The sequence below is a fragment of the Ralstonia sp. UBA689 genome (assembly GCF_002298975.1).
Classification (GTDB): domain Bacteria; phylum Pseudomonadota; class Gammaproteobacteria; order Burkholderiales; family Burkholderiaceae; genus Ralstonia.
In genome coordinates this window covers 1-12,733 of the sequence record NZ_DBMV01000034.1, presented here as the reverse complement: position 1 = coordinate 12,733, position 12,733 = coordinate 1, and the positions used below count along the sequence as shown (strand labels likewise).

Annotated in this window: 15 protein-coding genes; 7 read left to right on the top strand and 8 right to left on the bottom strand. The window is 64.1% G+C overall.

The genetic code is table 11. From position 1 onward, the window contains the following. On the top strand, positions 1–378 hold the full coding sequence (locus tag B4F51_RS16050) for a DUF4180 domain-containing protein (RefSeq protein ID WP_296227126.1): 378 nt from the start codon (positions 1–3) through the stop codon (positions 376–378). 4 nt (positions 379–382) lie between these two features. On the opposite strand, the gene B4F51_RS16045 is transcribed toward B4F51_RS16050, so the two are convergent. Beyond that, entirely contained in the window at positions 383–961 is a 579-nt protein-coding gene (locus B4F51_RS16045; RefSeq protein WP_296227125.1) for a YdcF family protein, read from the bottom strand. Between the two features lie 149 nt (positions 962–1,110). On the opposite strand from B4F51_RS16045, the gene coaBC reads away from it, so the two are divergent. From coaBC to dut, 3 genes are read left to right on the top strand one after another with little or no spacing between them, the layout of a single operon-like run. Further along, complete coding sequence (gene coaBC, locus B4F51_RS16040) at positions 1,111–2,316, top strand: bifunctional phosphopantothenoylcysteine decarboxylase/phosphopantothenate--cysteine ligase CoaBC (RefSeq protein ID WP_296227124.1); 1,206 nt, start codon at positions 1,111–1,113, stop codon at positions 2,314–2,316. Next, entirely contained in the window at positions 2,313–3,356 is a 1,044-nt protein-coding gene (locus B4F51_RS16035; RefSeq protein ID WP_296227122.1) for an LLM class flavin-dependent oxidoreductase, read from the top strand. Before coaBC ends, B4F51_RS16035 begins: the two co-directional genes overlap by 4 nt. Then, on the top strand, positions 3,353–3,799 hold the full coding sequence (gene dut, locus B4F51_RS16030; protein WP_027680720.1) for a dUTP diphosphatase: 447 nt from the start codon (positions 3,353–3,355) through the stop codon (positions 3,797–3,799). The genes B4F51_RS16035 and dut overlap by 4 nt, the downstream gene beginning before the upstream one ends. A gap of 75 nt (positions 3,800–3,874) precedes the next feature. Here the strand turns inward: dut and clpA are convergent, their stop codons facing one another. Both clpA and clpS read right to left on the bottom strand, forming a co-directional pair. Then, positions 3,875–6,163 carry an ATP-dependent Clp protease ATP-binding subunit ClpA gene (gene clpA, locus B4F51_RS16025; RefSeq protein WP_296227118.1) on the bottom strand — a complete coding sequence of 763 codons (2,289 nt, stop codon included), beginning with the start codon at positions 6,161–6,163 and terminating at the stop codon, positions 3,875–3,877. Continuing rightward, positions 6,160–6,486: an ATP-dependent Clp protease adapter ClpS gene (gene clpS, locus B4F51_RS16020; RefSeq protein ID WP_296227116.1), complete on the bottom strand. Its 327-nt coding sequence runs from the start codon at positions 6,484–6,486 to the stop codon at positions 6,160–6,162. Before clpS ends, clpA begins: the two co-directional genes overlap by 4 nt. 574 nt (positions 6,487–7,060) lie before the next feature. Here clpS and B4F51_RS16015 point away from each other — a divergent pair. From B4F51_RS16015 to B4F51_RS16005, 3 genes are all read left to right on the top strand, one after another. Beyond that, entirely contained in the window at positions 7,061–7,264 is a 204-nt protein-coding gene (locus B4F51_RS16015) for a cold-shock protein (protein WP_295496637.1), read from the top strand. A gap of 199 nt (positions 7,265–7,463) precedes the next feature. Further along, a complete protein-coding gene (locus B4F51_RS16010) occupies positions 7,464–7,949 on the top strand; it encodes a DUF2501 domain-containing protein (protein WP_296227113.1) in 486 nt (161 codons plus the stop codon). An 86-nt stretch (positions 7,950–8,035) separates the two neighbouring features. Next, complete coding sequence (locus B4F51_RS16005) at positions 8,036–8,665, top strand: DUF4126 domain-containing protein (RefSeq protein WP_296227111.1); 630 nt, start codon at positions 8,036–8,038, stop codon at positions 8,663–8,665. Between the two features lie 4 nt (positions 8,666–8,669). Here the strand turns inward: B4F51_RS16005 and B4F51_RS16000 are convergent, their stop codons facing one another. From B4F51_RS16000 to cydP, 5 genes are read right to left on the bottom strand one after another with little or no spacing between them, the layout of a single operon-like run. Beyond that, on the bottom strand, positions 8,670–8,942 hold the full coding sequence (locus B4F51_RS16000; protein ID WP_296227110.1) for a cyd operon YbgE family protein: 273 nt from the start codon (positions 8,940–8,942) through the stop codon (positions 8,670–8,672). Next, positions 8,939–9,061, bottom strand: a complete 123-nt coding sequence (gene cydX, locus B4F51_RS15995) for a cytochrome bd-I oxidase subunit CydX (RefSeq protein ID WP_296227108.1) — start codon at positions 9,059–9,061, stop codon at positions 8,939–8,941. Before cydX ends, B4F51_RS16000 begins: the two co-directional genes overlap by 4 nt. A 24-nt stretch (positions 9,062–9,085) precedes the next feature. Continuing rightward, the gene (gene cydB, locus B4F51_RS15990; protein WP_296227106.1) at positions 9,086–10,228 is read right to left on the bottom strand and encodes a cytochrome d ubiquinol oxidase subunit II; all 1,143 of its coding nucleotides are present in this window, start codon (positions 10,226–10,228) and stop codon (positions 9,086–9,088) included. Between the two features lie 10 nt (positions 10,229–10,238). Then, a complete protein-coding gene (locus B4F51_RS15985; protein WP_296227104.1) occupies positions 10,239–11,795 on the bottom strand; it encodes a cytochrome ubiquinol oxidase subunit I in 1,557 nt (518 codons plus the stop codon). After that, on the bottom strand, positions 11,792–11,971 hold the full coding sequence (gene cydP, locus B4F51_RS15980; RefSeq protein WP_296227102.1) for a cytochrome oxidase putative small subunit CydP: 180 nt from the start codon (positions 11,969–11,971) through the stop codon (positions 11,792–11,794). Before cydP ends, B4F51_RS15985 begins: the two co-directional genes overlap by 4 nt. Positions 11,972–12,733: the final 762 nt, after the last annotated feature.

Sequence of the window (12,733 nt, the reverse complement as noted above, 5' to 3'; positions counted from 1 at the left end):
GTGGCCGAACTGCAGCAGTGGAATGATGAAGCGGTGCTGTGCCTCAGCGAGGACGGCCCGCGCATCGCCAGCGAGCAGGATGCGCTCGACCACCTGATCGGCGAGGCGCTGGGCCACGGCGCCACGATGGTCGCGGTGCCCGTCAACCGGCTGGATGGCGCGTTCTTTGCGCTGCGTACCGGCCTGGCTGGCAGCATCGCGCAGAAGATCACCAACTACCGGCTCAAGCTCGCCGTGGTGGGCGACATCTCCGCGCATCTGGACGCCAGCAGCGCGCTGCGCGACTGGGTGCGCGAGTCCAGCAAGCGCAACACGATCCGCTTCGTACCGACGCTCGCCGACCTGGCCGCCGACGCGCGGCCCATGCCGGCTGAATGAACGCTCAACCCCAATAGCGCACGGCGTACCACGCCCGTTTGATGTACTCGGCCAGGATTGGCCCGGCTTCGTAGATCGGGAATGACTTGGTCAGCGTGTCGCCCGGGAATACGCCGTGCACGCCCCACGCGACTTCGGGCCAGACCTTGCGGAACACCTTCAACGCACGGCCGGTGTGATACCAGCTCGTGACTAGTACGGCGCTGCGCACGTGCTGGCCGGCCAGCGTCTCGCGCGTCATCTGAGCGTTCTGCATGGTGCTGCCGGATTCGCATTCGTGGCCAATACGCTCAGCCGGCACGCCGGCCATCACCAGGCGGCGCTCAATCAGGAGGCAATCGCCCTCCCCACTCACGAACACGCGCGGCGCGACGCCCGCGTGGTACAGCTCGGCCGCGCCGATCACACGCTGGCCCGATTCCCCGCCAAGCACGACGATCACGTCCGCGTGGGCGGGCGTCGATTCCTCCCGCAACCAAGCCTTGGACTCGCGCACGAGCACGGTCCCAACCACCACAGCCACGATGGCGCAGGCGCCAATCATGGCCAACACATTGCGGACTGCCGAACGACGTAAAACCATATCGAGAATGAGCATTTGACGGAAAATCCGAGCGCCGGACGCGCCTGAAGGCAAGCCGGTATCATCGCCACTGTTCGACAGGCGACCCGGGCTCCGGGTTGTATCCTGCCCAGGCACATTGCGTCAATCGGATTCCCAAGCGGGTTTTTATGGAACTGCAAGGCAAACATTTCGTCCTCGGCCTGACCGGCGGCATCGCATGCTACAAGTCGGCCGAACTGGTGCGACTGCTGACCAAGGCCGGCGCCACCGTGCAGGTGGTGATGACCGACGCCGCCACGCACTTCATCACGCCGGTGACGATGCAGGCGCTCTCCGGTCGCCAGGTCTTCACGTCGCAGTGGGACGACCGCGTCGGCAACAACATGGCGCACATCGACCTCTCGCGCGAGGCCGATGCCATCGTCGTCGCTCCGGCGTCGACGGATTTCCTCGCCAAGCTCGCGCACGGCATGGCCGACGACCTGCTCTCCACGCTGTGCATCGCGCGCGATTGCCCGTTGCTCGTGGCCCCCGCCATGAACCGGCAGATGTGGGCGGCGCCCGCCACCCAGCGCAACGCCGCCCAACTGCGCGCCGACGACGTCACCCTGCTCGGCCCCGATGCCGGCGACCAAGCCTGTGGTGAAGTCGGCGACGGCCGCATGCTGGAGCCGGAAAACATCGTCGAGCAGCTCGTCGGCTTCTTCCAGCCCAAGCTCCTGCGCGGCCGCCGCGTGCTGCTGACCGCCGGCCCGACCTTCGAGCCGATCGACCCGGTGCGCGGCATCACAAACCTCTCCAGCGGCAAGATGGGCTTTGCGCTGGCACGCGCCGCGTCGCAGGCTGGCGCAGAGGTCACGCTGGTCGCCGGGCCATGTCATCAGGACACGCCCGCCGGCGTGCTGCGCATCGATGTGCAGACCGCGCAGCAAATGCACGACGCGGTCATGCGCGAACTGGACACCAGCAAGAACGACATCTTCATTGCCGTGGCCGCCGTGGCCGACTGGCGTGTCGCACAGGCCGCCGATCAGAAGCTGAAGAAGCAGAACGACACCGACGTGCCGACGCTCACGTTCACGCAGAACCCGGACATCCTCGCAGGCGTCGCACGCCGTGCGAACGCGCCGTTCTGCGTCGGCTTTGCGGCAGAGACGGAGCGACTGGAAGAGTTCGGTGAGGCCAAGCGCCAGAGGAAAGGCATTCCGCTGCTGGTCGGCAACCTCGGCCAGCAGACCTTCGGCCGCGACGACAACGAAGTCGTGCTGTTCGACGCTGCCGGCATGACACGCCTGCCGCGCGCCGACAAGTTGACGCTCGCGCGCCAGATCGTCGCCGCCATTGCCGATCGTGTGCAGGGAGCGCGCTCATGAGCACGCCGATCCGCCTGTCAGTGCTAGACCAGAGCCCGGTCATCTACGGGCACAGCGCGAGCGATGCCATCGCCGCGACGGTCGATCTTGCGCAGCTTGCCGATTCGCTCGGCTACACGCGCTATTGGTGCGCAGAGCACCACGGCCTGCGCGGCGTGAGCAACCCCGCGCCCGAGGTGATGATTGCCCGCGTGGCAAGCGCCACGAAACACCTGCGCGTCGGCTCCGGCGGCGTGATGCTGCCCTACTACAGCCCGTTCAAGCTGGCCGAGCAGTTCCGCCTGCTGGAAGCGCTGTTCCCCAACCGTATCGACCTGGGCGTCGGCCGAGCGCCCGGTGGCGACATGCGTACCGCGCAAGCCGTGGCCATGGGCGATTACAACCGCGGCGACATCTTCCCGCAGCAGGTGCAGGAACTGATCTGGCACCTGACTGGCACACTGCCGCCCGATCACCCCGCCTATGGCGTGCTCCTGCAACCCGAGATCGACACCAAGCCCGAGCTGTGGATGCTCGGCTCCAGCGATTTCGGTGGCGCGCTGGCTGCGCGCCTGGGCATCCGCTTCGCCTTCGCGCACTTCATCAATCCGCACGTCGGCCACGTCGTCGCGCAGCAGTACCGTACCGATTTCGAACCGGGTTTTGACGCGCGTCCGTACAACGCTGCTGCCATCTTCGTAATCGCCGCAGACACCGAAGCCGAAGCGCGCCGCTATGAAGCCGCCGTCGACCTGCGCCGCGTGCAGATGGCGCTTGGCGTGAACGGCCCGATCCCGACCGTCGAGCAAGGCGAAGCCCACGTCTACACCGAGCGCGACCAGGCCATCGTCATGCGCGAGCGGCCGCGCAGCATCATCGGCACGCCGGAATCCGTAGCCGAGCAGATGCTTGCCATCAAGGAGCGCTTCGTTGCCGACGAACTCATCGTGCTGACCGTCGCGCCCAGCTACAAGGCCCGCCTGCGCTCGTACGAGCTGCTGGCCGAGGCGTTTGCGCTACCATCCCCGGCTTCTGTCACCTCTTCGGCCTGCCCCGCATGAAACTCGATGTCAAGATCCTCGACGCCCGCCTGCACGAACAGCTCCCGCAGTACGCCACCACCGGCAGCGCCGGGCTGGACCTGCGCGCCTGCATCGACGCCCCGCTCACCATCGAACCCGGCACCACGCACCTGATCCCGACCGGCATGGCCATCCACCTGGCCGACCCCGGCTACGCGGCGCTGATCCTGCCGCGCTCGGGCATGGGCCACAAGCATGGCATCGTGCTCGGCAACCTCGTCGGCCTGATCGATTCGGACTATCAAGGTCAACTCATGGTCAGCACGTGGAACCGCGGCAGCACGGCCTTCGTGCTCAATCCGATGGAACGCCTCGCGCAACTGGTCATCGTGCCGGTGGTGCAAGCCGAGCTGAACATCGTCGACGATTTTGCCGAGAGCGAACGCGGTGCCGGCGGCTTCGGCAGCACCGGACGCCACTAAACATCTAGTGAGCGCATAAAAAAACGGCCCGGAAGGTCAAACCCTCCGGGCCGTTTCATTTGGTAGCGACTGGCGTCAGGCTTCCGCTTCTTCCTGCGCGGGTGCCGGCGGCGCCTCGTTCTCGGAGAACTCCAGCTTCACCGCATCGGCATCGTCCAGATCCACGACCACCTTGCCGCCGTTGACCAGCTTGCCAAACAGCAGTTCGTCGGCCAGCGCCTTGCGGATCAGATCCTGGATCAGACGCTGCATCGGGCGCGCGCCCATCAGCGGGTCGAAACCCTTCTTCGCCAGGAAGCGACGCAGCTTCTCGGTGAAGATGGCGTCCACCTTCTTCTCGTGCAGTTGCTCTTCAAGCTGCATGAGGAACTTGTCGACCACGCGCAGGATGATCTCTTCATCCAGCGAGCGGAAGCTGATGGTCGCATCCAGACGGTTGCGGAACTCCGGCGTGAACATGCGCTTGATATCGGCCATCTCGTCGCCCTGTTCGCGCGCCGTGGTGAAACCGATCGTTGCCTTGTTCATCGTCTCGGCGCCCGCGTTGGTCGTCATGACGATGATCACGTTGCGGAAATCCGCCTTGCGGCCGTTGTTGTCCGTCAACGCGCCGTGGTCCATCACCTGCAGCAGGATGTTGAAGATGTCCGGATGGGCTTTTTCGATCTCGTCCAGCAACAGCACGCAGTGCGGCTTCTTGGTGACGGCTTCCGTCAGCAAGCCGCCCTGGTCGAAGCCCACGTAGCCCGGAGGCGCGCCGATCAGCCGGCTCACCGCATGGCGCTCCATGTACTCCGACATGTCGAAGCGGATCAACTCGATGCCGAGGATGAACGCCAGTTGCTTGGCGACTTCCGTCTTGCCAACGCCGGTCGGGCCCGAGAACAGGAACGAGCCGATCGGCTTGTCCGTCTTGCCCAGCCCGGCGCGCGACATCTTGATGGCCGAAGCCAGCGCGTCGATGGCCGGGTCTTGCCCGAACACGACCGACTTCAGGTCGCGCTCCAGCGTCTGCAGCTTGCTGCGGTCGTCCTGCGACACGCTTTGCGGCGGAACGCGGGCGATGCGCGAGACGATGTCCTCGATCTCGGCCTTGCCAATGGTCTTCTTCTGCTTGGATTTCGGCAGGATGCGTTGCGCCGCACCAGCCTCGTCAATCACGTCGATTGCCTTGTCAGGCAGGTGGCGGTCGGTGATGAAGCGTGCCGACAGCTCGGCTGCCGCCGTGAGCGCCGAAGCCGCGTACTTCACGCCATGGTGCTCTTCAAAGCGCGACTTCAGCCCGCGCAGGATCTGCACGGTCTGGTCGACAGACGGCTCCACCACGTCGATCTTCTGGAAGCGCCGCGACAGCGCCGCGTCCTTCTCGAAGATGCCGCGATATTCCGTGAACGTGGTCGCACCGATGCACTTGAGCGCGCCCGACGACAGCGCCGGCTTGAGCAGGTTGCTCGCATCCAGCGTGCCGCCCGATGCGGCGCCTGCACCAATCAGCGTGTGGATCTCGTCGATAAAGAGGATCGCGTTCGGGTTGTCCTTGAGCGACTTCAGAACACCCTTCAGGCGCTGTTCAAAATCGCCGCGGTACTTGGTGCCGGCCAGCAGCGCGCCCATGTCGAGCGAGTAGACGACGGACTTCGCCAGGATGTCCGGCACCTCGCCCTTGGTGACGCGCCACGCAAGGCCCTCGGCAATGGCGGTCTTGCCCACGCCGGCTTCGCCCACCAGCAGCGGGTTGTTCTTGCGGCGGCGGCACAGCACCTGCACCACGCGCTCGACTTCCTGCTCGCGGCCGATCAGCGGATCGATCTTGCCGGCCTTGGCCAGTGCGTTCAGGTTCTGGGTGAACTGCTCCAGCGGGCTTTCCTTGCCTTCACCACCCTCGCCTTCGGGGTTGGCGTCACCGTGCTTGGCCGGCTCGGCCTGGTCCTTGCGGATGCCGTGGCTGATGAAGTTGACGACATCCAGCCGGGTCACGCCCTGCTGCTGCAGGTAGTACACCGCGTGGGAATCCTTCTCGCCAAAGATGGCGACCAGCACGTTGGCGCCCGTCACCTCCTTCTTGCCGTTGGAGGTGGACTGCACGTGCATGATGGCGCGCTGGATCACGCGCTGGAAGCCCAGCGTGGGCTGCGTGTCCACCTCGTCCGTGCCGGGCACCACCGGAGTGTTGTCGGCGATGAAATTCTTCAGGTGCGTGCGGAGGTCTTCGATGTTGGCGGCGCAGGCGCGCAGCACCTCCGCCGCTGTCGGGTTATCCAGCAGCGCAAGCAGCAGATGCTCCACCGTAATGAATTCGTGGCGAGCCTGGCGGGCTTCGACAAACGCCATGTGCAGGCTGACTTCCAGTTCTTGCGCGATCATGCTTCCTCCATCACGCACTGCAGTGGGTGGCCCGCCTGCCGTGCATGGGTTGACACTAATTCCACCTTCGTCGAGGCGATATCCCGGGTGTAGATACCGCACACGCCCTTACCTTCCCGATGCACAGTCAGCATGATCTGTGTCGCAGTTTCCCGGTCTTTGCTGAAATATTGTTGAAGAATCATCACGACGAATTCCATCGGGGTGTAGTCGTCGTTGAGCAGCAGCACCTTGTACATCGCGGGCGGTTTGAGCGCTTGCTCTTTCCGCTCTAGTACGGTGCCCGAATCGTGTTGTGGAGTGGTCGCTTGCCGGATTGCCATGGTCTTATTCTAACCACTCCTTTCGACTTCGCAATTTGGGGAAATAACGCCGAGTTCAAGCTTTACAAATGGTTTGGCCCGGGTTGCGTTCGTTCACCGGCACCCAGGGCGGGGGGCGTTCCTCCGGCCAGCCCAAGGCTGGAAAGAGGGCAGCCGCTGGGCCCGAATGCCAAACATTGTCGGCAGGTGGGGACGATCGACTTGATTTCGAGTGAAACCTCTTCAAAAACTGACCGTTTTTCGCCACAAACCCACCTTCAACAGCCTTGACAGTCTGTTGCTTTCCTCGAACAATCGAATTCAACATGTGCGCCTTACTGCCCCGCAAACAATTGGCAGCAAGCCTCATGATTGGTGAGCCCGGGAGGCCTCACACCAGTCGACAACAGATCGACAACCGCATCAGGCTGTGGCGGCTGCCACAAGAAGACCGATCGCTGGCGGCGCGGTTCCACCCGCGCCTTTCGTTGTGCCCAACCACGGCGAACCGGCGATGACTGCGCGGTACCGCTCTGCACTGACACGACAGGCATCCCCTCCCGGCTCGGACTTGTGTTTCCACGGAGGGGTTTGTATGGCAATCGGTACGGTCAAGTGGTTCAACGACGCCAAGGGTTTCGGTTTCATCTCGCCTGACGAAGGCGGCGAAGAACTGTTTGCGCATTTCTCGGCCATCCAGATGGCTGGCTTCAAGACGCTTAAGGAAGGTCAGCGCGTCTCGTTCGAAGTGACGCAGGGCCCGAAGGGCAAGCAGGCCACCAACATCCAGGCTGCCTGATCGGCGTCATCTGGCGCCCCGCCGATGGCGCGGGTGCCGAAATGCAAAAAACCCGGCAACATGCCGGGTTTTTTGTTGCCTGGGCGGTGGACAATGGCGAGAACATCGCGCGTTGCGCAACATGTCGTTTCGCCAGGTTCTGCACTACGGTGTGGATATTCCCCCTTCTCCCGTCGGTCGTCCCTCGAAGGAGTCCCGCATGAAACGCCACCTGACCACTACCGCCGCAATCACCCTCCTGATCGCCGCGCTGCTGCCAGCGGCCGCACATGCCCAGATCGGTGATCTCATCAAGGGCGCGACACAAGGCAGTGGCAGCAGCAGCCAAGGCGCCACCGGGGGCCTTGGCGGCCTAGGCAATCTGGGCGGCATGGGCGGCATGGGCGGCACGCCGTCGCTGGGGTCACTCACTTCCGGCAGCACCGGCAACGTGGCCGGGGTGCTGGAGTTCTGCATCAAGAACAACTACCTGGGTGGCGCCAGCGGCGCAGCGTCGGTCAAGGACAAGCTGCTCGGCCGTCTGGGCGGCGCGCCAGCTTCCGACGCCGGCTACGCCGATGGTGCCAAGGGCATCCTGACCGGCTCTGATGGCAGCAAGTTCGACCTGAGCGGCGACGGCCTCAAGAAGCAGATCACCAAGCAGGCCTGCGACAAGATCCTGTCGCAAGGGAAGTCGTTGCTGTAAGGCTGCCGCGCGGGTGGCAGCGCACTACACTGCAATATCGGCAGGCTGCTAGCCTGTTCGCCTGAACCTGACCCACAGAGAACCCCATGCTGGAAACCGCCGCGCTGGCCGCAGGCCTGTCCTGGACCAGCGGATTCCGCCTCTACCTGGCCGTGTTTGCCGCCGGCGTTCTGGGCCGCACCGGCTGGCTGCACCTGCCGCCTGGCCTGCAGATGATCGAATCGTGGTGGGTGATCGGGCTGGCCGGGGTGTTGGCCGTGGCAGAGTTCCTAGCCGACAAGATTCCGGGGTTCGATTCTGTCTGGGACGGCATCCAGACCTTCATCCGCATCCCCGCCGGGGCAATCCTGGCGGCAGCCGCGTTCGGGCAACTCGATCCGCAATGGATGGTGGCGGCTGGGCTCATCGGCGGCACGTTGGCCGGAACGGCGCATGCCACCAAGGCCGGCACCCGCGCGCTGATCAATGCGTCACCGGAGCCGTTCTCAAACTGGGTAGCGTCCTTCAGCGAAGACATCGCCGCCAGCGGCGGGCTGCTGATGGCGTTCTTCCTGCCGATTGCGTTCCTGGTGGTGCTGGCGGGGCTGCTGATACTCGCCGTGTGGCTGCTGCCCAAGCTATGGCGCGGCGTACGGCGCCTGCGCAATGCGCTGCGCGGACGCACCCCCGAGCCGCCCGCCGCAACCAGCACCAGCACAACCCGCCTGCCGCGCTAGGGCCTCACCCGAAGACGCGCAACAGCCCGAACAGCGTCAGGGCCAATGCGCACGACCACCCTGAAAACAAGACGCGCCACACCCTGTGGTGCGGAATGAACCCCACGCCGCGCACCAGCCCCGCGCTCATCGCCCAGAAGAGCAGCATTGCCAGCACGTGACTGGCGCGGCCCGAGGCATTGGTCACGATGTACGGATAGACCGTGCCGACCGCCATGACGATCAACCCTGCCGCCAAGCTGGCCGGATGGATGCGCGGTGCGGCGGGTGCGCTCACTCGCGCTCCTCGCTGGTGGCGCTGGCCGCGCGTGCATCACTCACCTCACCCCACATCGCATTGAGCACGGCCAGCAGCACGGCAAAGCCGACGCCCAGCACCCAACTGAAGTACCACATGTCATGTCCTCCGGTGACTCACGGCTAGTAGGCCGAATGCTCGTTGGCGTGGATCTGTTCCACCGTCACCTTGCCGCGCATCACGCGGTAAGCCCAGCCCGTGTAGAGCACGATGATGGGCGTGAAGATGATCGCGACCCAGAACATGAGCCCCAACGTGAAGTGGCTGGAAACGCTGTCCCACACCGTCAGGCTGGCGGCCGGCATGCTGGACGACGGCAGCACGAACGGGAACATCGACGCCCCCGCCGTGGTGATGATGCCCGCCAGCGCCAATGCCGACAGAACAAACGCGATGAGCGTGCGGCCGGCGCGTGCCAGCGCCACGGCAAGTAGCGCACCCACCACGCCAACCAGCGGCAGCAGCCACAGCAACGGCTGCACCTGATAGTTGTGCCACCACGCGTCCGCCGAGCGCACAACCGTCTTGGCCATCGGGTTGGAGAGCGCTGCCGGGTCGATGACTGAACTGATGACGTATCCCTCGATGCCGCCCCAGCGCAGCCACGCCCCCGCCGCCACGAACGCGACCACCGCCACGATGGCGGCACCCGTGGCCGCCTTGGTGGCACGCTGCTGGATCACGCCTTCGGTGCGGTGCGCGAGATAGACGCCGCCGTGCATGATGATCATCGCGCTCGACACCACGCCGGTCAGCAATGCAAACGGATTGAGCAGTTGCCAGAACGAACCCGTGTACGTGACCACCATGAAGCGGTCGAAATGGAACGGCACGCCCTGCAGCAGGTTGCCAAACGCCACACCAAAGATCAGCGGTGGCACTGCACCCCCAACGAAGAGCCCCACATCCCACGCCTTGCGCCACGTGGCGTTATGAATCTTGCTGCGGTAGTCAAACCCGACCGGCCGGAAGAACAGCGCCCACAGCACGGCCAGCATCGCCCAGTAAAAGCCGCTGAACGCCGTGGCATATACCAACGGCCACGCTGCAAAAATCGCCCCGCCGCCAGTGATGAACCAGACCTGGTTGCCGTCCCAATGCGGGCCGACGGTGTTGATGATCACGCGCCGCTCGTCGTCGGTCTTGCCGACAAAGGGCAGCAGCGTGCCGACGCCCATGTCGTGTCCGTCCATGATGGCAAAGCCGATCAACAGCACGCCAATCAGCAGCCACCAGATGACCTTGAGGGTTGGGTAATCAAGCATGTCGTCCTCCTCAGGCGTGAGTCGGTTCGAACTGATAGCGCCCGGTGCCGAGACTGCCCGGACCTTGCCGAGCGAACTTCACCATCAGATACATCTCGACGATCAGCAGCAGCGTGTAGAAACCGATAAAGCCCGCCAGTGAACCGTAAAGGCTCGCCTCGCTCAACGTCGACACACTCAGGTGCGTGGGCAGCACGCCGTAGATCGTCCACGGCTGGCGCCCGTACTCGGCCACCACCCAACCGAGTTCCGCCGCAAGCCACGGCGCGGGCAGCATCCACAGTGCCCAGCGCAGCAGCCACGCCGGCGCCTTGCGCTGCGGGCGCAGCGTGGTCCAGAACGACAACCCGAACAGCGCCAGCATCAGGAAGCCCAAGCCGACCATCAAACGGAATCCCCAGAACATCGGCCACACGCGCGGCACCGTATCGTCGACGGCCTTGTCGATGATCTCGGGCGTGGCCTGTCGCACATCGGCCACGTATTTCTTGAGCAGCAGGCCGAAGCCCAGGTCTTGCTGATGGATCTGCAGTGTCTGACGTGCCGTCGCATCGTCCGGGTGCTCGCGCAGCGTCTCCAGCGCCGCCACCGCCTCGATGCCGCTCATGATGCGGCCGCGGTTGCGCACCTTGATCTCGTGGATGCCGGGAATCTGCTTGGACACCGAGCGCGTGCCGATCAGCCCCATCACCCACGGAATCTCGACCGCCCAGTTGTTCTTCTGCTCGCGCTGGTTGATCGACGCAATCACGTTGAAGCTGGCGGGCGCGGGCTCGGTCTCCCACATGGCCTCGATGGCGGCCATCTTGGTTTGCTGCGCTTCGCCCACGGTGTAACCGGATTCATCGCCCAGCACGATCACCGAACAGGCGCTGGCAAGACCAAACGCCGCCGCCACGCGAAAGCTGCGCCGCGCAAACTCCACGTCGCGCCCGCGCAGCAGATACCAGCTTGAGATCGACAGCACGAACATCGCGCCCGTCACATAGCCCGCCGACACCGTGTGCACAAACTTGGCCTGCGCCACCGGGTTAAAGACTACGGCCCAGAAGTCCGACATCTCCATGCGCATGGTCTGCCAGTTGAAATCCGCACCCACCGGGTTCTGCATCCAGCCGTTGGCGATCAGGATCCACAGCGCGGAAAGATTGGTGCCGACTGCCATGAGCGTCGTCACCAGCAGATGCTGCGTTTTGGAGAGCCGGTCCCACCCAAAGAAGAACAGCCCGATGAAGGTGGATTCCAGGAAGAACGCCATCAGCCCCTCGATGGCCAGCGGCGCCCCGAAGATGTCGCCCACGTAGTGCGAGTAGTACGCCCAGTTGGTGCCGAACTGGAATTCGAGCGTGATGCCGGTGGTCACGCCCAGCGCAAAGTTGATGCCGAACAGCTTGCCCCAGAAGCGCGTCATGTCTTTCCAGATGACCTTGTTGGTCATCACATAGACGCTCTCCATGATGACCAGCAGCCAGACCATGCCCAGCGTAAGCGGCACGAACAGGAAGTGGTACAACGCCGTGGCCGCGAACTGCAGCCGGGAAAGATCGACCAGGTGCTCGGATATCACGGCTGCCCTCCATGCGCTGCTGACGGTGTCATGATCAAACGATCAGCGGCCCGCTCTGCATCGACCGCCACCCGGGCGTCCCGCACGAACACCCACCACAGCGCGCCCAGCACCGCCACCTTGATGGTGACAATGACGAGCAGATGGCGGACGAGTCGGCGATCGTTGGGGTTCACAGGGTCGGGGGGATCCAGAGTACGGCCGGTGCCATCGGGGTAGTTTCCCGCCGATGGCACAGAAAGTCACATGTGAACCAGTCTAGTCATGGTTGGTGTAACTGACAAACCCTTCCTGAGCCGATGGCAGCGGCATAACCGCGCGGTACCGACATTTCGTCGGAATGCCTGCGGCGCGCCAATCTCACATAAATGCGTCAAACGGTAAATCATTGTGCCGCCCACCCCGGCCCACACTCGCCAGGCCACTGCATGAACCGCATGAACACGAGGCGTGGGGGCAGTTTTTACGCCGATTCTGATTTATAGTTCCGCCCCTTGCTCCGACGAAGCGGCCATCACTACACTCAGCGCCATCGCTTTCGGTGCCATAGAGGAAGCGATCAAGGCCTGGAAACCTTGGACGTAACGGGCAAGTGCCAAGCATAGGTGCTTGCCCTCTGCTATGGCCTGGCTTCGTCATCCCTCCTTGGGCGAGCCAGGCATGAGCGGCTTCGGCCGCGCCGATTGTTACGTCTCGGTTTTCCAGCTTGCCTGTGCTCGCCCACCCCTCCTCCCAGGGTTGGGCGCGGTTCCGTTCATCACATGAAGAGGAATGCCGTGACCCGCTCGATCTCCAAATCCACCGATTCCCCGGCTGGCGACGCGCTTAGCGAATATCAGAAAGGCGTTTGCTCTGCGCGTGGATTTCTGCGTGCGGTGTTCAGCCGTAACGCTGCGGATAAGCCGCGTGCCGCGAACGCGGCAGATGCGCCGGAACAT

Excerpts from the sequence above, each read along its gene's own strand:
- B4F51_RS16010 (WP_296227113.1), top strand. The coding sequence starts at position 7,464 with ATGAAACGCCACCTGACCACTACCGCCGCAATCACCCTCCTGATCGCC.
- clpS (WP_296227116.1), bottom strand. The coding sequence starts at position 6,486 with ATGGCAATCCGGCAAGCGACCACTCCACAACACGATTCGGGCACCGTA.
- cydX (WP_296227108.1), bottom strand. The coding sequence starts at position 9,061 with ATGTGGTACTTCAGTTGGGTGCTGGGCGTCGGCTTTGCCGTGCTGCTG.
- cydB (WP_296227106.1), bottom strand. The coding sequence starts at position 10,228 with ATGCTTGATTACCCAACCCTCAAGGTCATCTGGTGGCTGCTGATTGGC.
- coaBC (WP_296227124.1), top strand. The coding sequence starts at position 1,111 with ATGGAACTGCAAGGCAAACATTTCGTCCTCGGCCTGACCGGCGGCATC.
- B4F51_RS16005 (WP_296227111.1), top strand. The coding sequence starts at position 8,036 with ATGCTGGAAACCGCCGCGCTGGCCGCAGGCCTGTCCTGGACCAGCGGA.
- dut (WP_027680720.1), top strand. The coding sequence starts at position 3,353 with ATGAAACTCGATGTCAAGATCCTCGACGCCCGCCTGCACGAACAGCTC.
- clpA (WP_296227118.1), bottom strand. The coding sequence starts at position 6,163 with ATGATCGCGCAAGAACTGGAAGTCAGCCTGCACATGGCGTTTGTCGAA.
- B4F51_RS16045 (WP_296227125.1), bottom strand. The coding sequence starts at position 961 with ATGGTTTTACGTCGTTCGGCAGTCCGCAATGTGTTGGCCATGATTGGC.
- B4F51_RS16035 (WP_296227122.1), top strand. The coding sequence starts at position 2,313 with ATGAGCACGCCGATCCGCCTGTCAGTGCTAGACCAGAGCCCGGTCATC.
- B4F51_RS16015 (WP_295496637.1), top strand. The coding sequence starts at position 7,061 with ATGGCAATCGGTACGGTCAAGTGGTTCAACGACGCCAAGGGTTTCGGT.